The following is a 24,756-nucleotide window of genomic DNA, read 5'->3' as shown; positions in this document are numbered from 1 at the left end:
GTCATGGTCCAAACACCCGGCTGCGATCTGTGATCGTGGTTTGGATCTGCGCCGTTGCCGAGCCTCCTACCAGTTGGAACAGGGGCGTGAACGGCAGATTAGAAATTGTCAGTGACGCGGTCAGGACGGCGACTGGCGTGGGCGAAACACGGTATTCACCTGTAAGCCCGACGCATTCGAGGGACAGAGAATCCAGGCCGACGGCAATGTCAGTGGTCGAAAGCGATGTCAGAGTGTTTGAGACAGCGGCCTGGAAATCGCCGATTGCAGCGCTTGGCGAGGCAGTGCACATATCGGACGGGGCGATCCGGCCAACATAACGGGCAGTGTCCCGAACCCCCGTGATTGCATTTTGATAAGACCAGAATATCCGGCCCCCCTCGACGATCAGGGCAAATGTCACCAACAGGATTGGCAAAAGGATCGCAAACTCGACCAACGCCGCGCCGGACTGGTCATTGCGGAACCGGCCAAGGGTTTTGCTGATATGACGGAATGCACCAAACATGATCATTACTCGTAAAGCTGAACCAGATCGTGAACGATGCCGCCAACTCCGGCGCCGCCGATGCCATCCGATACGGTCTGAATGACCTCACCATAGATGACCGCGTTGGCACCGGTGCTGCCGGATTCCGAAGGGCGGATCAGGAACATCTCGATGAAACTGGTGACCGGAATGGTGCCCGACCCACCGTTAAGCTCGTCCTCAAACGTCGCACAATCGATACCGGCAACGGTGATGACACGGCGCGTAGGATCGGCGCGACCAGCTGACGGGGGTTGGCACGAAGGCATGCTGCTTTCAGCTTTGCCACCAGCGGTCAGGATAGCCTCCAAAGCGGCCTGGTTGGTGACCTCTGCATTGTAGATGTCATAGCGGGTGCCACCAGTCGGGAACCAAGGCGGAATACCGGTCGGGAGAGGGCCGCTGAAATCAGCGCCATAGTTGATAGTCAGATACTCGGTTAGGCCAGTGGTAAAGACGCCATTGCCGATACGAGGCGATGGGCAAGTGCCGCTGGCAAAACAGTCGTCAAGCGGCAGACCCACGGTCGCGGCCGGATCAAGGACCCCGTTCGCGTCATAGGTGGGCGACAGCTGGCTGGTGCAGCTGTTTCCGTTACCTGCAGTGATCCAGCCGTCCAGGACATGCGGAGAAGAGGCGAAATTGTCGACGTCGTAGCGCGAGCCGTTGCTGAACTGCTTGGCGCTAGATTCAAACCGGTCGAAACGCGTGTTGAAGCCAGCCACCATGTTGCCCACGCTCAGACCCGGTCTGGTTTCAACGCCTCTTTGGCTGAAGCACATGGAAACAGCGCGCGATGCCGCCAGAGCACATGAATCTTCCTGACCGTTTGGTGCAGGATCGCAGGCACCGGAGGCATCGATGGCCAGATTCTGATTGGAAGACAGAAAACCGAAGTTGCCGGGCCCCCATTGTCCATTGCCGCCTTGGCTAACCATTCTAATCAACTGGCCTTCGGTCAGATCGAGGCTGGGCTGCGGCAGGCAGATGAACATCGGGGTGATGTCGCAGGCCATCAGGGTGAACCCTGCTACGGCTTCGGCGTTGACGCTGGAGAAAGGCTGCGCATTGCCCAAAAGAGCCGCCGCTGCCGCCGCCAGCGGAGTGGCAACCTCGTGCGTGTCGACGGTCACCCGAACAAATGCAGCAATCGGTCCGCTGGCTGGATCGGTCGAATCCAGCAGTTGCGCGGGTTGAGCGGGATCGGTCGCAGTTGTCGGCGGGTTTTCGTAAAACCGTAGCTGGTAATCCGTTGCACCGGACAACAGCTGATCCTTGTTGCGCACGCCAAAGCTTTGACGGTCGCGGATCATGTTTGCAGCCGCATTGGTGGCACGCGTGATTGAATCCGGGCGCCCATCCAGTTCCCCCGCAGCCGCAAGGGCGACATTGTCCGCAAAGCTCTGCAATTCCGACTGGGTGGTGGTCACGCGGCCAATGTCGAATGCAAGGGCGGCCATACCGACCATGACCGACAGGGCCACCGCAACAAAGACCAGGATCGCGCCGTCTTCGGAGCTGCGGAATTGACGTATGAATTGAGCGAGGGACACGGTCGAAACCTTCCTTGGTCGATTCAGTTAATGATGGATTCGGTCACTTCAGTGCCGCGGCGGACCCGGATTATCGTTTTGCGCACCGGTTCTTTGATGTCCTGCGCAATAACCGGTTCATCAATCAGCAGATCGTTCAACCGCGTCATAGTCAGCGTCTTGTCCTCGGTGTCATCAATGGACCGCAAGGTCAGGCTCAGCCGACCGGCACGCTGCGCCAGGGCAAGGCGCTGGACCTGATCAGGCGTAACGGCAACAGTAACCGTGCGCGCAACAACGGGTTGGTCGGTCTGTTCGTCAGATTCCTGATCGACACCGATGACCCTGATGTTTTGCAAAATGGTGACGGCGTGCATGTCTCTTTTTTCACCAGTGGTCATCACCACATCGACCCGATCGCCCGGGGTTACAAAGCCCCCCACGGCGGTTTCGGCGTCAACCTCGATGGCCATGGCGCGATGATCTGCGCCCAACGTTTGAACGATGGTGACCTTCTCACCAAAGTCGGAAACCTTGCTGTTCAGTATCAGTTCACCCTGAGTAATTGCGCGACGGGCGCGACGGGACGGCATGTTGGCCGCCGCAATCAGGTCGTCGTAATCTGTAAAGACGCCCACGGGTACGGCACCACGGGGCCAGTCAATGGTTGTCAGCGCGCCGGGCTCGATTTCTTCGCCGAACGAAATATCGCGCGATGCAACGACCACGCTCACCATCTCGCTCTCGGCCTCGACATTTGCGGACTGAGTATCGAATTGAATGTAATCCCGAGCGACGTAAACCGACCCTCCGGCTACGACTAGGCCCGTCAATGCAGTGAAAATGGCAGAGAGTCTCATCTGGTGCTCCTTCAGCTATTTCCTGGCGTTTATTGAATGAACCGATCGGAACGGTTGCACTTTGCCAATGGATCAAGAAAATTTTCCGGGGCGATAAGCACGCGGGGCTGAGCGCACCGCGTGCTTTGTATTCCTTAAGGAATCAGGGTTTCCGCGCTGGTGAACTGACCGTTAACGTCAGCGCCCAAAGCTGTCAGAGTGGCAACTGCAATCGCAGTGACGATTGTCAGAGCAACACCATATTCCACGATGGTCGCGCCGCTTTCGTCGCGTGCCATGGTTTTCATCGTTACGTAAAGCTTCAACATTTTACTCTCCTAGTTAACTCACTAGTTACTGATGGATGCCGCCCAAATTCGCGGCGTTCTAACCCCCTCCATATCGACGGAGCCTTCCACAAGGTTAGGTCCCGCCGTCAGGGCGCCGCATCCTCCAAACCACGGAGAAATACACGCCAGGATTGTAAGATTTGGCATTTTGGTCGATTCTGTGTCGGAAAATTGCCTGATCCCTTACCGGAATCCGAATGGCTAGATTCGTGATTCTTTCCCAACTGACGGGTCGCCAATTCTGGAGCCAAGCTGCTTTGCTGCCAAATGGGTTGAAGGATTCACCTCATAAATCCAGCATGATAGCTGAGAGATACGACCAGTTGGGCCCGAACGAAGTACAAGACCGGGAACTGGCCTTCGTACAATCACGCATTGAAAGAACGAGGATCGCTTTCGATCTGGTTTGATCCTGAGATAGATTGGACACCGCTACCTTAAGGCAAGCGCGGTCGTCACCACAGTTTCAGCGAATCCGCATTCCAAGCGTGTCTGACCCTGAAGGTTTTGTCGGGCTGCAGCTGAGGCAAGCCACGGGCTTCGTGGGTAGTTGCCTGCGGCTGACTGGCGGACTGTGCAGTGCCTGATTTCAGTACCCTGTGCCGCCGTCAAAGAACGCTGAAGGTGAGTCTTCCGTATCGCGGCGGGAAGCGGCCCGCTGCATCTTCTGATCGACTCGACGCTTCACTATTCTTCTCGTGCGGCTCGCAGATGTGCGTATGAACGACAATCCTTTTGATCGGCAGCCCGAAGTTGATGCGACACGGTCCGATCTCGCTCACCTCGCGAATCTTGCGCGGTCTACGGTCGCATAGCATCTGGGTCAACTCCAAGAAGCAGGTTTCATCTCTCGAGCCTACGGGAGTTTCAAGCTTCTAAAGCCACGCGAGATGCGAATGTCATTAATCGCTGGAGCTGACGCGGATTCATGACTCTTTCTATACGGACGCATTGGGTCTGCAGTCGGTTTTTCCAAAGACTGCTTGCTCCTGCGTTGCGGTCATTGGGGCATCGCGCAGCATTGGCCAAAATGGGCTCGAAGCAGACCTTCGCTGCAACTTGATTGAACGTCTACTTTGAGGACAAAGCGGTCGTTAAACTCCGGCGATCCATGGCCTTTTCTTACAAAGAGAATACGCATCAATCCTCAATTTTTAAGTTTGCAAATTGTTTACTCAACCAGCCAGTCGAAGTGAGGTTGCCGCCATAGCGCTCCTCAATTCGGCTTTCAATCTCTTAGATATCTCGCGATCTTTGAAGTATTCAGTTTGAATGAATGTAGAAGGTCTAAAGTCCGGATCGTGAAGCAACAAATCGCGAACTGCTCGTTCAAGCTTGTGGTCATTATTCAGGTGAGTTGCGGCCGCAGTCCGATATGCTGCCGCCCGCCGGGTAAGCCTCGCAAATTCATCCACGGTGTTAAAACAAGCCTCAAAATCATGCATGACATAGTAGGCAATTGCCTCTAGTTCGCGGCAATATTCGGGCAAAAAGGGATCAAGCATCTTTGCACGCTTTTGGTACTCAAGAGCAGTCTTCCCATCTCCGAGAAAGTTATGGAGTTCACCGGTTCGCCCGACAATGAAAGCATGATTGGGGTTTAACTCCAGAGCGCGATTGAAGTGGAACTTAGCCCGTTCAAAGTCACGAACATAGAGCGCCAAGGAACCGGCAATTCGATGGCTTTCAGCGTCCGTTTCATCCAGCTCGACAGCTAGGTTCCCTGCTTCGACCAACTCATCCCATACATCTTCACCGGTCCATTCTGCTACTGTAGCGACAGCGCACGCCCTCCACGCATGAACTCGACCATATCCTGGATCTCGTTTCAGCGCTTCGTCAAACCAATGAACCGCTTCCTCTGCATTCTCCTTTGTGACTCCACCAATCCGGTGAAAATACAAACCGCGGATTAAACATTCATAGGCTTCCAGGTCACCTGGACGTTTTCGCTGTGCCGTGGCTTCCAGTTGCCGTTCGATCTGGCCAGCCACACTCGCGACGATTTTGGCAACAAGGTCATCCTGGAAATCGAAAAGATCCTCCAGATTGCAATCCGCCCGCTCTGTCCAAAGCTGTTCGCCTGACACTGCATCCGTCAGATACGCGTTGATCCGTATGCGATTTCCCAGCTTGCGAACCCCGCCTTCAAGACAGAAATGCACGCCGAGTTTCTGTCCAAGTTCACGAGCGTCCGCCGCAACCCCTTTTAAGCCAAAACTAGTATTCCTAGATATCGTGAGAATGTCAGGGAATCGGGACAGCTCTGTGATGATGTCTTCCGTCAGGCCATCGGAAAAATACTCCTGCTCGGGATCATCGCTCATGTTCTTGAAGGGAAGCACAACAATTGAGTTGTTGGACTTTTGCAGTTCCGCCACGTAGGGAAGGCTACTGTCCTCGATAAGCGCAGTTCCGCAGCTGTGCGTTCCAAGCTCGCCTGCAACAGCGTAGACCGTAATTGGTTCGGAAATATTTTTGAGCTTTCGGGTGCCCTGATTCTCAAATTTGAGCTGGGCCGACCGCTTGGCGTGTTCAAACACCGCATTACTTACGAGGACCATACCTGGCTCAGCTTCAGACTCAATACGACTTGCTACATTCACCCCATCGCCAAGCAAATCGTCGCCATCTACTACGACATCGGCAAGATGGACCCCAACCCTGATTTCTAGTCCTATCTCTCGCTTGCTTACTGGTGCAGCGAGTTGAAGTTGTAAGTTGTAAGCACAGCGAACTGCCGCCACTGGGCTAGAAAACTCCAAAAGAAAACCATCACCCGCGCGGTTAAAGACCCGCCCATTGTGCGTGGACGCAACAGTTCCGATTAACTCGTTTAACAGTGTAACACGATTTATCGTGTCGATTTCATCTTCACGCATCCGAGTGGAATAACCGACAACATCAGCGGCCAAGATCGTAGACAATCTCCTATTCATATTGGAGGATCCTTTTGCGCATAAATTTTAAGCCCAAATGCACGATTGACCTATAGTAAGCCATTTGACTTCAAGAGTCTGCAAGTCGGACAAGCAAGCTTTGATTTAATGATTTGAATATTGCCGACTCTACCCGGTTGTGGCGAAAGTCAGATACCTACAACTTGGTCCTTGAGGCTATATAGAATGTATAAGACCTCTTCTTGTTCCCGTTGACCGACGTCGTTGGCCTTCAGGGCGTTCATGGCATCGTCCAGAACTGCGACAAACTCATCTCCGCTGATGTTCATGTACTGATGCGCTGCAACCATATCCTTGCCTCTATACATCTCAGGCCCACCAGAACCAGTTATGAAGAAGTCTCCTGCCATTTGTTTGAGGTGCTCCATATCGGTTCCCGCAAATCGTGCAGCGACAACTAGGTTTTTGGAGTGATTGTCCACCAGAACGTCGACTATTCGACGAATACCATCCGTTCCTCCCAGACGTTCATATAGCGTCTTTGACATGGTGCCCCCGTGTCTGGCTCACCTCAAACCTCGATCTCTTGTGAATGCTAGCATGCCGAGCTGATTGGCACCAAATCTTTAGCATTCAAGCGATGTCTATGATCCTAGACCATCACCAAATGTGATGTCTGCTTCGGGCTCGAAGCCGTCGCTCGTAGAGTTTGGGCGAATTTCTGCTCTGCGGACAAACGCGCCATTTGTGTCTGCTAACCGCACATCAGCGTTCAATCGCCCTTCGAGCGCCTGCTCGGAGGACAAATCACCAATTTTTTAGTGCATCAATTTTGGGTTAAAGAAAGCTCACTCTTTTGATTATGATGAATCGTCACCATTCTTCGTGGCTGAAGTAATCCAGTTTCTTAAATCCGGTGCAATTAGTCAGAAGTACCTCTAAGACGCTCGGATCTACGGCGCAGCAATTCAAGTGTTGCTAAGAGAGCTATGGATAGAAGCACCAAAAGCGTTGCTACCGCGAGGATCGTTGGATTTATCTGCTCGCGTAGCCCTGAAAACATCTGGCGAGGGATTGTTCTTTGTTCTGGACCCGCCAAAAACAACACCAAGACTACTTCATCAAATGAAGTTACGAAAGCAAACAGTCCTCCAGAGATGACACCAGGCCGGATGATCGGAATAACCACATCGAAAAACACTTTAGTTGGCGAAGCTCCTAGACTAAGGCCAGCGCTGAATAGTGAACGATCAAAGCCAGTCAGTGTTGCGGTGACAGTGATGATAACGAACGGTACGCCAAGGGCTGCATGAGCAATTATTAGGCCAGGGTAGGTGCTGACCAAATTAAAGCTTGTATAGAAAAAGAACATGCCGGCAGCGATGATGATTAATGGCACGATCATGGGCGAGAGAAGAAGCGCAGTGATCAAGCGCTTAAATGGCATCCAAGGCGACGCGAGACCAACCGCCGCAAGTGTTCCCAATCCTGTTGCTAAAATCGCAGCGGCGATGCCCACGACAAAACTATTCCAGATGGCAAGCGTCCATTTCTGGTCCTGTGCGATTGCCTGGTACCAGCGCAGGGAAAAGGCATCCGGGTCTAGCGAAAGCATACCTTCAGTGAACGTAAAGAATGGTTCTGCATTGAAAGACAGGGGCACAATAACTAAAATTGGCAACATCAGAAAAACGAGTACCAGGTAAGCTGAGAAACGCAGACTATAATGTCCAGCGATGTGCCAAAAGGTAAAATACTCTGGGAACTTCCGCATCGCTCTAACCCAGTTTGATATTGCCCGCGCCCACGAACCGGTCATAGAGCCAGTAGAGCGCAAGGATTAAGAACAACAGAAGCGAGCCAAGGGCAGCTGCAAGCTCCCAGTTGTTGGATTGCTGCATGTGAAAGGCGATGATGTTTGAGATCATCTGGCCATCCGTGCCCCCAACCAATGCCGGAGTGATGTAGTAGCCCACTGAAATTATGAAAACCAACAACGCGCCCGCTGACAGGCCCGGCAAGCTCATCGGAAGGTAAATGCGAAGGAAGGCCGGGATCGGTGGGCTGCCCATCGACATTGCCGCGCGCATGTAACTGGGATCAATGCCACGCATGACCGAATAAAGCGGCAGGATCATGAAGGGCAACAGGATATGCGTCATCGCAATGATGGTCGAGAATTGCGTATACAACATCTCAAGTGGCGCATCGGTCAGACCCAGGGCAAGCAGGGTGGAATTAACCACTCCGTTTGTTTGTAACAGTGCGATCCATGCGGTGGTTCGCACAAGAAGCGAGGTCCAGAAAGGCAACAGGACAAACACCATCAGGAGGTTCGCCGTTCCGCTGGAGCTGTTGGCCATGAAATAGGCTAGCGGGTAACCAAGAATAACAGTCAAAATCGTTATGATCAGCGCCATCCGAAGCGTCTTGCCATAGAGCTTGACGTAAATCTGCGTCTCGCGGCGTTGGATGCCGCCGTCAGGGTCATTCTCGAGGTCGAGCGCAGTCAGGTAGTATCCGGCGGTATAGACCTGACCGGTTTTTTTTAGTGCTTGCCAGATCTCTGGTTCTGCCCATTTGGCGTTAGCATCAATCAGGATCGCGGCGCCATTATTGGCTAGCTCGCTGTCATCAACACGACGCAGCTTGCGAGCGGAGGATTTGATGACGCTGGAGGACCCGGGAAGGGCACGATTCACTTCTTCCGCCAGTTGACCAGAAGTGCGATCGTTGGCGAGCCTCTTTAGATCAAGGGCGAAGATGCTAAGAATCTCATCGCTTGGACGTTCCTCGCCTTGCCAGCTTGGCAGTTTTTCGAGCGTCTCGGGTACGAGGCTGGCAACAGTCGGATTATAGACACCGCGGTACAGCATCGAGGCTATAGGTGCGACAAATGAGAAACCAATAAATGCCAGAAGGGGCACAACGAACAGAAAAGCTCTCCAACGCCGTGACCGGTATTCACGCGCGGCGTTACGGGCATCTTCGCGGCTCAACCCATCTGGGGTGACGCTGGTGGCTTCGGGCAATTGTTCGTCTCCGGTCGATGAACCTGCGCCGATTGAACGGCGCAGGTTGGTGCTCTTAGACTATTGAAGCAGCCACTCGTTGAACTTTTCGCCTAGTGACTCACCGTAGTCGGCCCAGAAGATGCCGTCTGCTTTGACACCTTCGTCAAGATGTGCTGTCGGCAGATCCTGCTTTACGTCATCCGGCAAAAGCGCCTGAGCAGACTTGCGCGTTGGGCCGTAAGCCACGTCTTGCATACCTGACAGAGGCACGGTTTGAGTTGCGAATTTGACGAACTCAAGCGCAGTATCGAGCTTATCAGTACCTTTCATGACCGACCAAACATCAAGGTCATAGACATGGCTATCCCAAACCATTGTGAAGGGGGCGTTTTCTTCCTTGATGGCGGCGAAGATACGACCATTGGCGGACTGCACCATCTGGGCACCACCGTCGTTCAGAAGAACAGGTGCTTGTGACCAGCTATCATACCAAACGATATCGTCTTTGATTGTGTCGAGCTTCGCGAAGGCTCGTGCCTGACCTTCATCGGTGGATAGAACGTCATAGACCTCGTCTGGTGCCACGCCATCGGCCAGAAGGGCCCATTCCATGTTTACCTGTGGACGTTTGCGCAGGCCGCGCTTGCCGGGGAACGCTTCCGTATTGAAGAAGTCTTCGATCGTTGTAGGGCCGTCGGAATACGCATCGTTGTTGTATGCGAAAATAATGGTCCAAACGATGTTCCCGACGCCACATTCGTGCAATGCCTCGGGAATAAAGTCCTCGGCAGCGGGTGTGCCGTCGTCGCCCGGAGGCAAAATCGAATGATCGATGACTTCCAAATACCCTTCCGAGCAAGCACGCTCTAGGTCGATCACCTCGATATCAACAACATCCCATTGGATGTTGCCGGATTCGCTTTGCGCTTTCATTTCGGCGACGCCGCCGCCGTAGTCTTCAAACAAAACGTTGACGCCGCTGTCGGCCATATATGGGTCGATCATGTGTTTCTGTTGTGCCGCCCCGTAAGCGCCACCAAACGACGTCACGGTCAGATCTTGTGCCATGGCTCCCGATGAAACCATTGCCAGTGCAGCAGCATATGTAAGCAATCCAGAATTTCTAATCACATTCACCTCCTGTTGTCGCGAGAAGCTTTGGGTCCCGCTTTCCCTTTCATTACTTCGCGCAACCTCATACAGGGAACGCAATGCAATCCGAAGTCAGCCACATCAGACTCCCGTCCTGGCCTTCTGAAAACTCAGGGGCGGACAAATCGTTCAGGACTTTGACAATAATCTCTGAACCGTTTGCCAGCCTGAAATAATAACGGATGAAATCGCCCACATAGATGCGCGTTATGAACGCCGCGGTCACCTCGTTGTCGTGATCATGCGATGTCGGGTGTATGAACAGCTTCTCGGGTCGTACCGACACACGACAACCGGAATTCTCGGTCAACCCTTGGCCAGCCATAGCAACCACGGTTTCGCCGCCCGGCGTAACGACTTTGGCCTGATCGCCTGAGATCGACTGAACGTGGCCATCGATAAAATTATTCTCGCCAATGAACTCGGCCACGAACGCATTTGAAGGCCGCTCGTAGAGTTCCGCGGGCGGGGCGCATTGCTGTACGACTCCGTCGTTAAAAACAGCGATCCGGTTGGACATCGACAGCGCCTCGGATTGATCATGCGTCACGTATATGACAGTAACCCCCAATTGCTCGTGTAGGCGCGAGATCTCATACTGCATTTGTTCGCGCAGCTTCTTGTCCAACGCACCCAGCGGCTCATCCATAAGGATAAGCGTCGGCTCAAAAATCATCGATCTTGCCAAGGCCACGCGTTGTCTTTGACCACCAGAGAGCTGGCCGGGATAACGTCCGCCAAACCCGTCCAACTCTACGAGCTTAAGCGAGGCAACCACTCTGGAATCTATTTCAGCCTTTGCCACTTTCCGAACCGAAAGCGGGTAGGCTAAGTTCTCCGCCACTGTCATATGCGGAAACAGCGCGTAGTTTTGAAACACCATCCCGATATTTCGACGATAGGGTGCGATACGATTGATCGATTGCCCCTTTATTGCGATGTCGCCTGAGGTAACGCTCTCAAAGCCTGCTAGCATCATCAGAACAGTTGTTTTGCCGGAGCCTGAGGGACCAAGAAGAGTGATGAACTCTCCTTCTTCGACTTGCATATCGAAACCCTTTACGACCAAGTTCTTTTGGTCGTAAGTTTTTTTCACGTTATCAAATACGAGAAACGGTTGTGATTTCCCAGCTTGTTGTTTGTGGGCATCCATGTTTTTCGCCACTATGTTGACCATTCATGTTTGCCGCCGTTATGGGGGCTGAAAGCAAGTAAATCGTGTATTCCGGCAAACTGCAACTTATCGTTTTATATCTATAAAATGAGGCTCTCGGGCAAAAAAAGGTCCGCGTTGGGCTCTAAGCCGACCTTGGAGCAAGCGCGGCATCTCAAAACTTGCACCGCTAGGCTTCGTTGAGGGCGGCCCAAGGCGGACCTTGGTCGCATCCTTGAGCGCCGCAATGCAGCTTCACCAAACCAGACATTCGTGCATCTCGCAGTATTCCGCTTCCCGAAATGACCGGGTCGCGGACAATGCGGCCACTAGCCGGACGCTCTTGAGCCTTGGGAAGCGAGGTATGCGTCTAACTCACTGACGAAACGGTCTGATCTGTCTGTGATCCATTCGACGAATAGCGCCCGCAGATTAGATTTCGCTCGGGGTCGCGCCCATAGGAGACGATAGGCGTACTTTGTCTGGCATATCATTGACGGTCCGAATGGCAGAATGAGCGATCCTGCTTTCAACGCGTGAAATGCTTCCACAATCCCGCAAAGCGCCAGCCCCTGACCCGCTGCCGCCGCTTGAAGCCCTGAACCTGTTCTAGAGATGCGTACGCCATGTTTTAGATGATCGCGGTCAAACCCAAAGGAATCGCCCCATGCTTGGAAGTCAAGCCATCCCGGGTCCTTGGTGCGATTGGTGACGTGGATGAGCGGTACACCCTTTAGCGATCGCACATACGGATCCAGCCCTTGCTGGTCTGCAAAAGCGGGCGAGCATACTGGGGCAACAAAATCACCGAAAAGCACGCGTTCTTCCAATACAGTGTCACGGGTGGGTCCGTATCTGATCGCAAGATCATAGTCTTCTCTCACTAAGTCGATATCGCGATTGGATGGGTCCAAGTATAAGTCCGCATCCGGGTATTGCAGGTGGAACTCCACAAGCATCGGCGATAGCCAATTTTCCGAAAAGGACTCCGGCAGGGTAATGCGTAGACGGCCAGCCGAGTAGTTCGGCTTCAGTTGCTCAAATGCCTCGGCAAGCCTTGCAAAGCCGTCTTCCAACAATTCCCGAACCCGCAATGCATCCTCAGTTGGCTCGATGCCCGAGCTGGAGCGAATGAACAGACTTTTTCCGAGGTAAAGTTCTAGGGACCGTACCCTTTGCCCAACTGCAGCCGGAGTAATTCCAAGTTCGTTGGCGGCCAGTGAAAAGCTCCCATGCCGCAATGTAGCCTCCAGCGCGCGCAACGCGTTCAAATGAGAAAGATGCATGTCGACACCCTAAAGGTTTCCTTTAGTGGGGCCAAATGAAATCAAGCGTGCAAAGCAATCGAACCCACCCATACTGAGCATTGGTGCATAGGATGTCGCCATGAAAAACAGAACCATGGGGAAGACGGGGAATGTTCACGCTTTATTGGGAATATTTGGCAGGCTCGATTGTGGTGCAGTCAGTCCTTGAAGAAATCGGTGCAGAATATCGACTACACTACGTGGACATGGGCGCAGACGGACATCGGACTCCAGATTTCCTGCGTCTAAACCCAACCGGCCGGATACCGGCGCTCGGCTACGCAGATGGCAAAACGATTGGAGAGACTGCCGCGATCGTTACGCTACTCGGCGAGATGTACTCTGGGAGCAGGGTCGCTCCAGCGCCCGGTGATGATAATCGTGGAGAGTTTCTGTATTGGCTGAATGTCATGACGACCTCAGGCTACATGACGGCAGCGCGCCTCGGGCACCCTGAGCGCTATGCGAACAGCAGCAAAGCGATCGAGGAGGTCGGCGCAAAAGCGGCTATCGATTACGATGCCTTTTTCGATGTGATCGAAGATGCAATTGCGGGCGATCCGTACTTCATGACGCGCGGTCTGACCGCACTGGATTTTTACGTCACAATGCTGACCGAGTGGCACGCCAACAAACAGTCTCTCTTTGGCTCACGACCCAAGCTCAGCGCGCTGTGTGAATCTGTGAATGAAAGCCGCTCCTACAAGGCCGCAATGGAGACACATGCACTTCCACAGACCTGAATATTCAAGCGGTCAGCCGAAATCTGCACTCTGGACTAGCGTCTGCGCAGGTGGAGCAATGCGGTCCCTACTTTCAGAGTTTTGATGCTAAACTACTTGGGCTTGAAGCAGATTATCTGCACTGGGCGGGTTCGGCGTTCTTCGATGTTTCGTGCAGCGTTTCGCACAATCTGCGGAGCCAATTTACCCAACAGGATATGAGTGTCAAAAACCGGCGCTTCGCCCTTTTCAACAAATGCTGCGTTTCGCAACAACGACTGGATTGGGCTCAAGGCAGTCATATGAGTCTTTCAGTCAGATGACGGCTTAGGAACGGAAAGCGATCATTGATGGTGGTCATTCCGAGAAATTTCGCCCGAAGGTCTGCATTGAACGGCAGCGGACGTTCGCTGAAATCTGCTGAACGTCTGCCAAGCGGACATAACGGGCATTAGTCTTATTGACGGCAATGACTGCAGTCGGCCCAAAGCAGACATCGCCATTTTGCTCATCGGGCGGAAACCGGCCATTCGCTGCGTGCGTGAGCCTGTCAGGTCGAATATTCAGAAGCAGACATTCAAGTAGCCTTGAGACCGGATTTCAATCTGCGCGACTGAATGACGCCGGAGCGTTAATAAATAGATATTGTCAAGAGTTTTCCGGATTTTGATTAAGGTCTCGTGCCCAGCTCTTCATTGTCTGGTCGAGTAGATGTTTATTTTGATGATTTTATAGTTTCCTGGCCAATATGTTCGAAAATATGCCACTAACGTTCGCCGCGTCGGTAGGGTGCCATCAACGCCGCTGGGACTTCGGCTCTGCGGGCGACAAGGACGAGCGCAACGATCGAAAGTACATACGGCGCCATAAGGAACAACTGATATGGCACACCCTCAACCGTTGTCTGCAATCGCAGTTGGTAGGCATCGAAGAAAGCGAACAACATCGCGCCAATCAGAGCCTTACCGGGCCGCCAGCCAGCGAAGACTACCAATGCGATGCAGATCCAACCGCGCCCCTGCACCATGCCCGGGAAAAAGCTGTTGAACGCCGTTGTGGTCAGGAAGGCCCCGCCAACCGCCATCAAAGCCGACCCGACAACAACTGCGCCGATACGGATACGGATCGGGTTCAGCCCCTGCGCCTCAACCGCATGAGGGTTCTCTCCGGTCATACGAATGGCCAACCCCAAAGGCGTGCGGGCAAGAACATAGGCCATCACAGCCACCGCAGTGAGCGCCAGATAGGTCGGCAAAGCTTGGTTAAAAAGGATCGTTCCCAAAACGGGAATATCTGACAGGACCGGAAAATCGAGCGGCTTAAAAGTCTCGATCGTAGGAGGCAGATCTCCCACCTCAACAAGTAACCTGTACAGGTAATAGGCTAAAGCGGATGCAAACAGCGTTATGCCCAGCCCTGAGACGTGTTGCGAAAGCCCAAGTGGAACTGTCAACATGGCATGAAGCAATCCCATCACCGCGCCGCAAAACGCTGCAAAAATGAGGCCTGCAAGCAATGGCGCGCCCATGTAGACGACAAGCCAACCGCTCATCGCCCCCATGGTCATGATCCCCTCGATTCCCAGATTGAGCACGCCCGAACGTTCGCAAAGCAACGCACCAAGAACACCAAATATGAGCGGTGTCGCAATACGCAACACGGAAGCCCAAAGACTGGTATTCAGCAGCAGATCAATTGCATCACTCATCGGCGCACCCTGTAGGTTGTGAAAAGAAGGGCCACGATCATGGTGAGCAGGCACAGCGCCACGATCACATCGGCAATGAAACTGGGTACACCCGTCGCACGGCTCATGGCGTCGGCCCCGACAAAGACTGTGGCGACGAAAACAGCGGCAGCGACCACTCCGGCCGGATGCAAAGCGGCGAGCATGGCGACGACAATGCCTGCATAACCAAATCCGGGGCTCATAGTAGTGGTGACCCCCGCAGTGACCCCCATGACTTCGACAGACCCGGCAAGCCCTGCCAGCGCGCCCGAAATCAAGGCAACACCCATGATCGTTTGGGGCAGAGCAATTCCGGCAAAGGCAGCGGCACTGGCATTTAAGCCTGCGGCGCGTGTTTCAGTGCCAAAAACAGTACGCGCAAGGATCAGCCAAACAGCACTTGCCGCTGCGATGGCAACAAGCAGCCCGATATGGAGACGTGTACGGGGGATCAGATCCGGAAGGCGGTAATCCCCGTCTACGGGCACCGAAGAGGGCCACCCAAAGGCCAGCGGATCGCGCAAAGGGCCCTCAATCATGAGGCCAACAAAAAGGATCACGATGAAGTTGAGCAGCAGGGTTGTCACCACCTCATCCACGCCGAAACGTAAGCGTAAAAAGGCAGGTCCTGCCAAAAGGGCCGCGCCTGCCGCCATGCCCGCCAACATCAAGATCGGAATACCTATCCACCCTGGAACCCCGAGTGAATGACCGATCCAAGCGGTGATTAGCGCCCCAATAAAGAACTGTCCCTCGCCCCCGATGTTCCAAAGCCGCGCTCGGAAGGCGACAGCTGCGGCAAGCCCCGTAAAGATAAGCGGAGTGGCGCGGGTCAACATCTCGGCGATGGAAAGGCGCGAGCCGAATGTGCCATTCACCATTTCGCCATAAGCCGTTAGCGGATTTACGTCAGCAGCAGCGATGAGACCTGCGGCCAAAAGCAATGCAGCAAAGATCGCGGCCAGTGGTGCAATGATCGCAAGATGCAGCGGCACATGTGAGCGTCGTTCAAGCCGCATCATCATTTTCCTTCCAGACACCTGCCATCATCAGGCCAAGGCGTTGTGGGTCGGCTTCATCAGCCGATATCGATTCTGACAAGCGACCTTTTACGATGGCCTGTATTCGGTCTGACAGGGCTACAGCTTCTTCCAATTCTTCTGAGATGAGCAGGATTGCGGCACCTTCGGCCCGTGCTGCCAAAAGCTCGGCATGAACTGAAGCAATTGCACCTTCATCAAGACCACGCGTTGGCTGGTTTGCGAGCACAAAACGCGGCCCATTGGTCAGAACCCGGCCAAGGATCAGCTTTTGCATATTGCCGCCGGACAGCAGCCTTGTTCGCGTGTCGGGGCTGGCGCCGCGGATATCAAAACGTTCTATCAGCCCCGCAGTGTAATCCCGGGCGGCGCGTTGTCGAACAAAGCCGCGGTGCGAAAATTCCGGTGTGCGCAAGCGCTCAAGCACCGCGTTTTCCCACAAACTCAATTCGCCCACAACGCCTTCTGCGTGCCGGTCTTCAGGCACCCTGCCTGCGCCCGCGTGGATCATGCCGCGCGGACCCAGATGGCTGATATCTTCGTTCAAGAGTGTTAACTGACCCGCACTTGGGTGTGCCAATCCTGACAGCAGCGCACCAAGGGAGGATTGACCATTGCCTGAAACGCCGACGATACCAAGGATTTCACCGGCATGGACAGCGAAAGACACATCATCCAGCCGCAAATCACCGTCTTCTTCCACGCTCACGTCCTTTGCGATCAGGACTGGCGCTCCAATCTCATGGTCTTGACGTACGGGACGCTCAACCTTGCGGCCAACCATCAGTTCCGCCAACTCTTCTGGTGTGGTTTCGGGTGTTTTGCGTTCCGCGACCATCCTGCCGCCACGAAGCACCGCCACACGGTCAGAGGCTGCCATGACCTCATGCAGCTTGTGGCTGATGAAAATAAGCGAGAGGCCCTCTTTTGTCATATCACGCAGCGTTTCGAACAGGCGCATCGCCTCGGGCCGGGCCAGAACGGCAGTCGGTTCATCCAAAATCAGAATACGTGCGTCGCGATAGAGTGCTTTCAGAATCTCGACCCGTTGACGTTCACCAACGGAAAGCGTCCGAACCTTGGCCTCTGGATTAACAGGCAGGCCGAACCGCTCTGAGATCTGCAACAGTTTCTTGCGCGACTCGCCACGAGCAGAACGCGTGCGCGTCAGCGGTTCGGAACCCAGCATTACGTTTTCAAGAACCGTGAGGTTGCCCGCAAGCGTGAAGTGCTGGTGTACCATTCCCACCCCCACTTCGATCGCTGCGCGTGGCAGACCCGGGGGCAGTTCTTTGCCAAACACCCTGACAGAACCTTTATCGGCTGCGTAGTGGCCGAAAAGAATATTCATCAGTGTCGTCTTACCCGCACCATTTTCGCCCAACAGAGCAAGAATTTCCCCGTCTTCTAGTGTGAGGGTCACATCGTCATTTGCGGTAAGCGTTCCGAAACGCTTGGTAATGCCGTTTAGTTCTAGAACCTTGGTCATGCGGGCAGGCCTGCGATTGGGTGCGGAAAAGTGATTGTGGGCGCGCGTGCTTCGACAAGTGCGCCAAGTTTCAGCAGCGCAAAATCCGAGCCGGGGGGACCAATCAGTTGAACGCCGAGTGGAAGACCATTTGCCATGCCAAAAGGCAGCGCCAAAGCTGGCAAGCCCGCTACATTTGCTAGTGCGGCGTTCGGGGCAAAAGCCTCGAGCCGCGCCATGTGATCGTTTGGGGAGGAGCCGGACAGATCCAAAGTGCCTACATCGGGCGGCGCAGACGAGAGGATCGGCATCAGGACAGCATCGGCAGACTTAAAAAGCTTGCGAGATCGATTTGTCACACGAGCGAGCTTTCGTGAGGCCGCAAAAAGCGCTGTGGCCGACGTCGCACGGCCCTCGGCAGCCATGGCTGCGGCAAGTGGTGGAATCTCATCATCAGTTATCTTGAGCGCAGTCAGCCACTCGGCCATGGAAACAGCTAGTATGGTTCGAGCGATTGCGTGAGCCTCATCCCCCAATTGGTCGGGGGCACGAATATCGCACACCTCACAGCCTGCATCGCGCAGCGCGTCGGCAGCACTTTTCGCGGCCTTGCACTGGTCGGCACCGCACCGCTCCGGCAATGCCAATGCGACGCTGGGGCGTTCTGGCAGATATACCGGGGCCAAGGGCTGGGCTACCGCGTCAAAGGCCGTCTTCACATCGCGGATCGACCGCGCAAGGACCAACTCAGACGCTATGCCCATCAGGTGATTGGCAAAATCAGGGCCTCCAGGCACCGCGCCACGAGAAGGCTTAAGCCCGGTCAAGCCGCAACATGCGGCGGGAACCCTGATGGACCCGGCTGCATCCGTGGCATGAGCAATTGCAACAATACCAGCTGCAACCGCGGCTGCGGCGCCGCCGGATGAACCACCGGGTGTCAGTGCGGGGTTCCATGGATTGCGGGTCACAACCATACCGTCGGGTTCGCATGTTAGGGAAAGGCCAAAGGGCGGTGTTGCGGTCAAGCCGAAAGGGATCAGGCCGGTGCGGCGAAGACGGTGTAGCAGGTGGCTGTCACTTTCGGGTCTACAACATTGTGCTCGGATTGCCGCAGATCCTGCCGCCGCCGGCAGCCCTTTTGCGAAACCACCGAGGTCTTTCACCAAAAACGGAACCCCATGAAATGGCCCGCGCTGGTCTGGTGGCAAAGCGTTCGCCGCCCTTGCCCCAGCGCGGGCCATTTCTTCGTCCAGATATACCACCGCCCCCAAATCCGCCCGTGCGTGGCAGGCAGCAAGACTTGATTCCATCAGTTGGCAGGCAGAGATCTGCCCTGCTGTGATGGCAGCTGCAAGAGCCGTGGCATCGGTCACGTCAAAACCCTCTGGATCAGGAGGGCTCGCTTTCATCAATCGGAACGTCCCATTCACCGGATTGAATCGCGGCCTGTTTGGCCTCCATCCCCGGGATGGCGTCGGCGGGCACTTCATCGGCGACATAGATCAACTCATTGCCGCCATGGGCCATAAAGGAATATTCCGTGTAGTTACGACCTGTTGGATTACCGGCCTGAACATCCGCCACGATGGCCTCGATTGTGGGACCGTAATTCCAGATTGCATTGGCAAAAACCGTGCCCGGGTATCGCGGAGTATAATCGATAAGCGAACCGATCGCCTTCACACCTCGCGCTTGGGCCGCATCCGCAGTGCCAATGCGCTCACCAAACAGAATGTCTGCACCCGCATCAATCTGGGCAATCGCAGCCTCTTGCGCGCGGGCCGGATCGAACCATGCACCGATAAAGCCGTTGACGAAGGTGGCGTCTGGGTTCACTTCGCTTACGCCCATGCGGAAAGCGTTGATCAAAAGGTTCACCTCGGGGATCGGATAACCCCCGACCGAACCATAGACATTGCTTTCGGACATTTGACCCGCGAGCATACCAGCCAGATAGGCTGCCTCGTGGTTACGTGTGCCAAAGACACCGAAATTGTCACCTTCTGGCCCACCGGAAGACCCCATCAGAAACGCGGTGTCGGGGTAGTCACCCGCCACTTCGCGTGCTTCACGCTCCACAGCGTAAGATTCACCCCAGATGATTTGCGCACCTCCCTCGGCATACTCGCGCATCGCGCGGGGATAGTCGGTCGGCGCTACTCCTTCTGAAAACTCATACTCTATCAGGCCAGTGTCGGCGGCTTCCTGCATCGCCAGGTGAATGCGGCTGTTCCACGCATTTTCAACCGGAGACATGTGCACTCCGGCGACGCGGATCGCAGATTGCGCATTCACGCGATGGATATAAGCCGGCAGGGCCAGCATGGCCGCAGCGCCGACCATCAGTTGACGGCGGGTTGTGGTGAGTTTCATTGGTAGATCCTCTTCTGTTGGTGGCAATTCTTCTTGTTAATGAGCTTCCTAAGTATTGGGCCTGGGCGCGTAATCTGCGGGATCCAGGGTCGTGGGACGGCCAGGCAAAGAAAGCGCGGCCATTCGTGGTTCTGTGCGGGCCAGCACCTTTCCGTTTTTGATAACGGCAAGCCGGGTGGCTTTCATGCGAACTGCTTCAATCGGGTCCTGCGCTTGCAGCACTACCATATTGGCAGGGCCGCCTTCGCGGATCGTCGGGTCGGGCAAGCCCATAGCCTTGGCACCATTCTGAGTAACGGACGTAAACGCCCACTCCATCGCCTCGCGGGATGTCATCGGCACGGCATGCACGCCCATATGAGCCACTTCCAACATGTCGGCGGAGCCAAGCGAATACCACGGGTCCATCGTGCAATCCTGCCCGAAGGCGACATTTACACCCGCCGCTCGCAGCTCTGGCACTCGGGTCAGCCCCCTACGACGCGGATAGGTATCCGAGCGACCTTGCAGCGTTATATTGATGAGCGGGTTGGGCACCACGTTCATGCCGCTTTCTGCGATCAGAGGTATGAGCTTCGACGCATAGTAGTTGTCATACGAGTGCATCGCGGTGACATGACTTGCTGTGACCCGCCTGCCAAGCCCAAGGCGCGTGGTCTCATAGGCTAAGGTTTCCACGTGGCGCGACATTGGATCGTCGCTTTCATCGCAATGCAAATCCAGCATCAGGCCTCGGTCCACCGCTATCTCGGCCAGTCTCCTGACCGACCGGGCACCTTCCGACATCGTACGCTCAAAATGCGGGATACCGCCCACTACATCAACACCCATATCAAGGGCTTGGATCAAGTTTTTTTCTGCATTCTCTGAGCGGTAAAGGCCATCTTGCGGGAATGCTACCAGCTGCAGATCAATATAGGGAGCGACCTGCTTGCGGACCTCCAACAGCGCTTCAACGCCAACCAAAGGTGTGGATGAAACATCCACATGCGAACGGATTGCCAGCAATCCCTGCGATACGGCAAGGTCGCAATATCGCATGGCGCGCTCAATTACTGCTTCGGGTGTCAGCAGAGGCTTTAGCTCACCCCAAAGCGCGATGCCTTCCAATAGTGTACCCGAGACATTCATGCGAGGCGTTCCAAGGCTCAGGGTCGCATCCATATGGAAGTGCGGGTCGGTAAACGGGGGCGAAACCAATCGTCCAGCCGCGTCAATGTCCTCGCCTGCCTCAGCCTTGATCTTGGGGGCAATTTCTGCGACGCGGTCATCCTTGATCGCTATATCCAAAGGCCCTCGGCCATCCGGCAGTTGGGCTTGTCTAATGATGATGTCGAGCATTCATCTTCCCCCAAATTTGACCACAAGGTAAAAGTATTCTGATAAAATGCTACATTTTTTTGCTGTGTTTCAGGAACCAGCGCTTCGGATAGTCTGACGCAATTCGCATGCCTGCAAGGCGGAATGCGAACGCAGCAATTCGTCGTATCGATAGATGGCGGCTGTGGGCCGTTTGTTAAACTTTGCAAGGTCCGGTTCCTGTGCAAAGCCGCCCTCAGTGATTTTCACAGCATTGTTCACCTTGGGCTCAGAGCAGCCGTTCGCTGCGTTCCGTCTTAGTGACCGCTCTGCGGACAAAGCTGCCGTTTCTTCAAAGCGGCGTATGAAGGTGATGTGTACTACCGTTTTACGAGCAAAGTTACATGACTTACTTCGATGCCACGCTCGTGCGTGAGGTTTTTTACATTTCGAAGCGAAGAGAGAACCACACATTCAGCTTCACAGCCGGACGAATGATCACGGGTCTTGTTTTTCAAGTACTTGGATGGCTACTTTGTTTTGTTGATTGGAAGCTACGACTGCCTCCTGCCCGCCTCGATCAAAGTTTTTCCGACAAGACCAACAAAAACACCCGCCGAACAACGTCGGCGGGCTAAGAACGATAGTTTGTTCCGGTGAGTGAGTACCGTTCTTTTGTTTTTTCTCTCCGAATTATCTGCTACCGATAAATTTTATCAACCTACCAATTAGAATAGATCGGCAAGACAATACTCGCCAAAAGTAGGCAAAAAACTAGCTAATGTACCGGCGCGAAGTGTCAGTTTTCTTAGTGAAGTCTAGTTTTTCCATTCTCCGGCGAGTCTCTTCGGTCTCTTGCTTTAAGCGGCTTAATTCGATTTCTAGTGAGTTTATATCTGCCTCGACAGCTTGCTTACGGGTGTGCTCAATAACTTTCGTCAATGAGCGAAAACCGAACAAAGCGGCTGCTCCGCTGAGTTTATGAAGGTGAGATGCCAGTTCTCCTCTCTCATTCAAATCAGAAAGCATCTCATGTTCCACACAGAAATTGAACATCTCTTCGAAGAATTCCCGTAGAGCATTCTCCATTTGCGCTTGACCTAGTGTGTCACCAAGTTCTTGCAGTATTTTTGTATCAATTAAAGATGCATCTCCCCGCACAGGGTCCGAAACCAGCGGCTCTCCCAGCAATACCTTTTGGAGATCTCGGAGGCGAATTGGTTTGGTTGAAAAACCGTCCATGCCAGATTTCAAAGCATTTTTAAGATATTCCCCTTCATCGTAAGCAGAAAGACCGTGAATCCGACTGGTTTTGTTCGGGCCACCCGACATTCTGATCCTCTCTGTCAGTTTGCAACCATCAGTGTCAGGTAAACCAATGTCCATAAGAATGACATCATGCTTTGTGCTTATTGCCAATTCGTATCCTTCGTCCCCTGAGAGCGCACTTTGAACGTTGTGACCCAAGCTTGATAGCATTTCACAAAGAACCGAATTGTTGACAGCGTTGTCTTCAACGACGAGGACAGAAAGTTTCTGCACACTCGGGGCGGATCTTACTAAATTTAAGCGATCGACCTTAGGTCCATTTCGCGGAGATTCGGACGCTTTTTTCATGGGTATAGTCAGGGTAAAATGACTTCCGCGTCCCAACTGTGAGCAAACAGTAATGTCTCCCCCCATCATCCTCGCAATTTTTCTTGAAATTGGTAGTCCAAGCCCATCTCCCCTAGGCAGTCTACCTTTGTCTAGTGCAAGCGTCACATAGTCTTCGAAAACTTTTTCAAATTGGTTTTCTGGAATCCCGTCTCCCGTATCTGAGACGGTCAAAATTAAGTCAGTGATCTGCTGCGAAATGTTGCCGCGCAACTGGACATTGACACTTCCGACAGAAGTAAACTTGATAGCGTTTCCAACCAGGTTCGTGACGATTTGGCCGACACGCAATTCGTCAGCAATGAAGTAGCCGAACAAGTCAGGATCAAGGTCGGTTTTCAGTTTCAATCCTTTTGCCATCGCCAATGGTTCAAGAACTGCAATGGCTTGTGATATTTTATTGTGTGGGTTGAATTTAGCAGGTGACAGAACCAGAGATCCAGACTCTATTCGCGTAATATCAAGGGCTTCGTTTACCTGCTTCAGCAGAATTTCTCCAGACGCGATGGCCACCTCCAAAAAGTGGCTTTGTTTCTCCGTAAGGTCTGTGGTCTTGAGGAGGTCCAAAACTCCTAGAATGCCAGTGATAGGAGTTCGCATTTCATGGCTCATTATCTCCAAGAACCGCGATTTTGCCCTATCAGTTCGCTCTGCATTCTCCTTGGCCTCCAATAGCGCTCGCTCATTGCGCTTTCTTTCACTTATGTCCCTCAGGTAAACGGCAACCAAAGCGTTACCGGCCTTTGAAACCCTTATGACATTGACTTCAGCCGGGAATTCCTCCCCGTTTCGCCTAGTTCCTATAATCTCAACTCGCTTATTTTCTGAAAAACCAGAAAAAAGATTGGGAAGTTCGGTATTATCGGCCTCATTGCTTTCTTTGGAAGGTACAGCGGGCAGAATCGTGCCTTCAATTTTCTTACCTAAAACTTCCTTCTTCTTCGAGCCAAAAACACGCTCAGCAGCTTGATTAAATTCTACAATTTCTCCCTTCTCATTTCCAATCACTATAGCATCAAGCGAAGCTGAAACTGTCGACTCTAACCGGGCTGTCGTTTCGCGAAGTGCGAGGTCGCGCTTCCTTGATATCCGCAACATTTGGTACAAAAACAGAAGCACGGCGGCCAATAAAATGACGACTGAAGTTGCGATCACGCCAGCATTTCTAAGAGCTGATGAAAACACTTGTCGGCGAGCTTCAGTTCTTTCGGCTCCGATAGACACTCCCAGCAACGACAATTCTCTTGCCACTGGCTTGTAGAGTGTCGTCAAGTTGAAAAGTTCATCAACAACAGCGGGTAGGCTGTCGCTTTGAGTAAGTTTGGTAGCTTCTTCGGCGAAATGATGGAGTTGTTGCAACAGCTCCGTAGCACGGTTATCGCTCTCGATTATTTCTCGCGCAACTCCCTCACTAACGAGGTCAATTCGGCTCAAGGCGATCTGGGTCTGTATGTCGATCCTTGCACTGTGGGGGCTGAGACTTGAAGATTCCTCAAGCAAGACAGAACGCAAATTAGCAAACTCAGTGTCCAGCTGCAAAATTGTCCACTGGGCATTTTCGTTACCAGCAGTGGACAAAGCGAGCTGTTCAAGCCAAAGATTCCGCCCCAAGGCAACCACGAGCGCAACAAGAAATAACACGGATGCCGGAATAAGGATCCTAGCCAGTTTATCTTGCATCACAACTCCC

At 53.6% G+C, this 24,756-nt stretch carries 19 protein-coding genes and 1 pseudogene; 2 read left to right on the top strand and 18 right to left on the bottom strand.

The features are described from left to right. Position 1: 1 nt before the first annotated feature. From GS632_RS14475 to GS632_RS14460, 4 genes are all read right to left on the bottom strand, one after another. A complete protein-coding gene (locus tag GS632_RS14475) occupies positions 2–508 on the bottom strand; it encodes a TadE/TadG family type IV pilus assembly protein (RefSeq protein WP_171722075.1) in 507 nt (168 codons plus the stop codon). Positions 509–513: 5 nt separating this feature from the next. After that, a complete protein-coding gene (locus GS632_RS14470) occupies positions 514–2,082 on the bottom strand; it encodes a Tad domain-containing protein (protein WP_171621209.1) in 1,569 nt (522 codons plus the stop codon). Positions 2,083–2,105: 23 nt separating this feature from the next. Continuing rightward, entirely contained in the window at positions 2,106–2,921 is an 816-nt protein-coding gene (gene cpaB, locus GS632_RS14465) for a Flp pilus assembly protein CpaB (RefSeq protein WP_171235430.1), read from the bottom strand. Positions 2,922–3,055: 134 nt separating this feature from the next. Next, the gene (locus GS632_RS14460) at positions 3,056–3,229 is read right to left on the bottom strand and encodes a Flp family type IVb pilin (protein ID WP_171180515.1); all 174 of its coding nucleotides are present in this window, start codon (positions 3,227–3,229) and stop codon (positions 3,056–3,058) included. A gap of 327 nt (positions 3,230–3,556) precedes the next feature. On the opposite strand from GS632_RS14460, the pseudogene GS632_RS14455 reads away from it, so the two are divergent. After that, positions 3,557–3,932 (top strand): annotated as a pseudogene (locus GS632_RS14455) (transposase); the annotation flags it as partial. 493 nt (positions 3,933–4,425) lie between these two features. On the opposite strand, the gene GS632_RS14450 reads toward GS632_RS14455, so the two are convergent. From GS632_RS14450 to GS632_RS14420, 7 genes are all read right to left on the bottom strand, one after another. Continuing rightward, a complete protein-coding gene (locus GS632_RS14450) occupies positions 4,426–6,165 on the bottom strand; it encodes an adenylate/guanylate cyclase domain-containing protein (RefSeq protein WP_171238394.1) in 1,740 nt (579 codons plus the stop codon). A 173-nt stretch (positions 6,166–6,338) separates the two neighbouring features. Next, positions 6,339–6,698, bottom strand: a complete 360-nt coding sequence (locus GS632_RS14445) for a group 1 truncated hemoglobin (protein ID WP_171238395.1) — start codon at positions 6,696–6,698, stop codon at positions 6,339–6,341. Between the two features lie 374 nt (positions 6,699–7,072). Next, on the bottom strand, positions 7,073–7,924 hold the full coding sequence (locus GS632_RS14440) for an ABC transporter permease (protein WP_171103639.1): 852 nt from the start codon (positions 7,922–7,924) through the stop codon (positions 7,073–7,075). Positions 7,925–7,928: 4 nt separating this feature from the next. Then, entirely contained in the window at positions 7,929–9,182 is a 1,254-nt protein-coding gene (locus tag GS632_RS14435) for an ABC transporter permease (protein WP_245223351.1), read from the bottom strand. A 60-nt stretch (positions 9,183–9,242) separates the two neighbouring features. After that, entirely contained in the window at positions 9,243–10,295 is a 1,053-nt protein-coding gene (locus GS632_RS14430; protein ID WP_171181275.1) for an ABC transporter substrate-binding protein, read from the bottom strand. 64 nt (positions 10,296–10,359) lie between these two features. Further along, entirely contained in the window at positions 10,360–11,469 is a 1,110-nt protein-coding gene (locus tag GS632_RS14425; RefSeq protein ID WP_171181273.1) for an ABC transporter ATP-binding protein, read from the bottom strand. A 329-nt stretch (positions 11,470–11,798) separates the two neighbouring features. Continuing rightward, positions 11,799–12,755, bottom strand: coding sequence for a LysR substrate-binding domain-containing protein (locus tag GS632_RS14420; protein ID WP_171181270.1), 957 nt, complete (start codon positions 12,753–12,755; stop codon positions 11,799–11,801). Between the two features lie 131 nt (positions 12,756–12,886). On the opposite strand from GS632_RS14420, the gene GS632_RS14415 reads away from it, so the two are divergent. Beyond that, positions 12,887–13,519 (top strand): glutathione S-transferase family protein, encoded by a 633-nt coding sequence (locus GS632_RS14415; protein ID WP_171181268.1) that lies wholly within the window; start codon positions 12,887–12,889, stop codon positions 13,517–13,519. A gap of 745 nt (positions 13,520–14,264) precedes the next feature. Here the strand turns inward: GS632_RS14415 and GS632_RS14410 are convergent. The 7 genes from GS632_RS14410 to GS632_RS14380 all read right to left on the bottom strand — a co-directional run bounded on the left by GS632_RS14410 (position 14,265) and on the right by GS632_RS14380 (position 24,746). Then, entirely contained in the window at positions 14,265–15,206 is a 942-nt protein-coding gene (locus tag GS632_RS14410; protein WP_171238388.1) for an ABC transporter permease, read from the bottom strand. Then, positions 15,203–16,246, bottom strand: a complete 1,044-nt coding sequence (locus GS632_RS14405) for an ABC transporter permease (protein WP_171722074.1) — start codon at positions 16,244–16,246, stop codon at positions 15,203–15,205. The genes GS632_RS14410 and GS632_RS14405 overlap by 4 nt, the downstream gene beginning before the upstream one ends. After that, on the bottom strand, positions 16,236–17,756 hold the full coding sequence (locus tag GS632_RS14400; RefSeq protein WP_171722073.1) for an ABC transporter ATP-binding protein: 1,521 nt from the start codon (positions 17,754–17,756) through the stop codon (positions 16,236–16,238). Before GS632_RS14400 ends, GS632_RS14405 begins: the two co-directional genes overlap by 11 nt. After that, on the bottom strand, positions 17,753–19,147 hold the full coding sequence (locus tag GS632_RS14395) for an amidase (RefSeq protein ID WP_171238391.1): 1,395 nt from the start codon (positions 19,145–19,147) through the stop codon (positions 17,753–17,755). The genes GS632_RS14400 and GS632_RS14395 overlap by 4 nt, the downstream gene beginning before the upstream one ends. Continuing rightward, a complete protein-coding gene (locus tag GS632_RS14390) occupies positions 19,128–20,111 on the bottom strand; it encodes a BMP family protein (protein WP_171238392.1) in 984 nt (327 codons plus the stop codon). Before GS632_RS14390 ends, GS632_RS14395 begins: the two co-directional genes overlap by 20 nt. Positions 20,112–20,159: 48 nt before the next feature. Continuing rightward, positions 20,160–21,452, bottom strand: coding sequence for an amidohydrolase family protein (locus tag GS632_RS14385; RefSeq protein ID WP_171238393.1), 1,293 nt, complete (start codon positions 21,450–21,452; stop codon positions 20,160–20,162). A gap of 732 nt (positions 21,453–22,184) precedes the next feature. Further along, positions 22,185–24,746, bottom strand: a complete 2,562-nt coding sequence (locus tag GS632_RS14380; RefSeq protein WP_171722071.1) for an ATP-binding protein — start codon at positions 24,744–24,746, stop codon at positions 22,185–22,187. Positions 24,747–24,756: the final 10 nt, after the last annotated feature.

This window comes from Ruegeria sp. HKCCD7296 (assembly GCF_013110775.1).
GTDB lineage: Bacteria > Pseudomonadota > Alphaproteobacteria > Rhodobacterales > Rhodobacteraceae > Ruegeria.
The sequence above is the reverse complement of the archived record's forward strand: the minus strand, read 5'-3'. Positions and strand labels throughout refer to the sequence as shown.

Coding starts and splice junctions, on each gene's coding strand:
- GS632_RS14440 (WP_171103639.1), bottom strand. CDS start 7,924: ATGCGGAAGTTCCCAGAGTATTTTACCTTTTGGCACATCGCTGGACAT.
- cpaB (WP_171235430.1), bottom strand. CDS start 2,921: ATGAGACTCTCTGCCATTTTCACTGCATTGACGGGCCTAGTCGTAGCC.
- GS632_RS14385 (WP_171238393.1), bottom strand. CDS start 21,452: ATGCTCGACATCATCATTAGACAAGCCCAACTGCCGGATGGCCGAGGG.
- GS632_RS14415 (WP_171181268.1), top strand. CDS start 12,887: ATGTTCACGCTTTATTGGGAATATTTGGCAGGCTCGATTGTGGTGCAG.
- GS632_RS14410 (WP_171238388.1), bottom strand. CDS start 15,206: ATGAGTGATGCAATTGATCTGCTGCTGAATACCAGTCTTTGGGCTTCC.
- GS632_RS14390 (WP_171238392.1), bottom strand. CDS start 20,111: ATGAAACTCACCACAACCCGCCGTCAACTGATGGTCGGCGCTGCGGCC.
- GS632_RS14420 (WP_171181270.1), bottom strand. CDS start 12,755: ATGCATCTTTCTCATTTGAACGCGTTGCGCGCGCTGGAGGCTACATTG.
- GS632_RS14400 (WP_171722073.1), bottom strand. CDS start 17,756: ATGACCAAGGTTCTAGAACTAAACGGCATTACCAAGCGTTTCGGAACG.
- GS632_RS14475 (WP_171722075.1), bottom strand. CDS start 508: ATGTTTGGTGCATTCCGTCATATCAGCAAAACCCTTGGCCGGTTCCGC.
- GS632_RS14460 (WP_171180515.1), bottom strand. CDS start 3,229: ATGTTGAAGCTTTACGTAACGATGAAAACCATGGCACGCGACGAAAGC.
- GS632_RS14395 (WP_171238391.1), bottom strand. CDS start 19,147: ATGAAAGCGAGCCCTCCTGATCCAGAGGGTTTTGACGTGACCGATGCC.
- GS632_RS14380 (WP_171722071.1), bottom strand. CDS start 24,746: ATGCAAGATAAACTGGCTAGGATCCTTATTCCGGCATCCGTGTTATTT.
- GS632_RS14425 (WP_171181273.1), bottom strand. CDS start 11,469: ATGGATGCCCACAAACAACAAGCTGGGAAATCACAACCGTTTCTCGTA.
- GS632_RS14445 (WP_171238395.1), bottom strand. CDS start 6,698: ATGTCAAAGACGCTATATGAACGTCTGGGAGGAACGGATGGTATTCGT.
- GS632_RS14405 (WP_171722074.1), bottom strand. CDS start 16,246: ATGCGGCTTGAACGACGCTCACATGTGCCGCTGCATCTTGCGATCATT.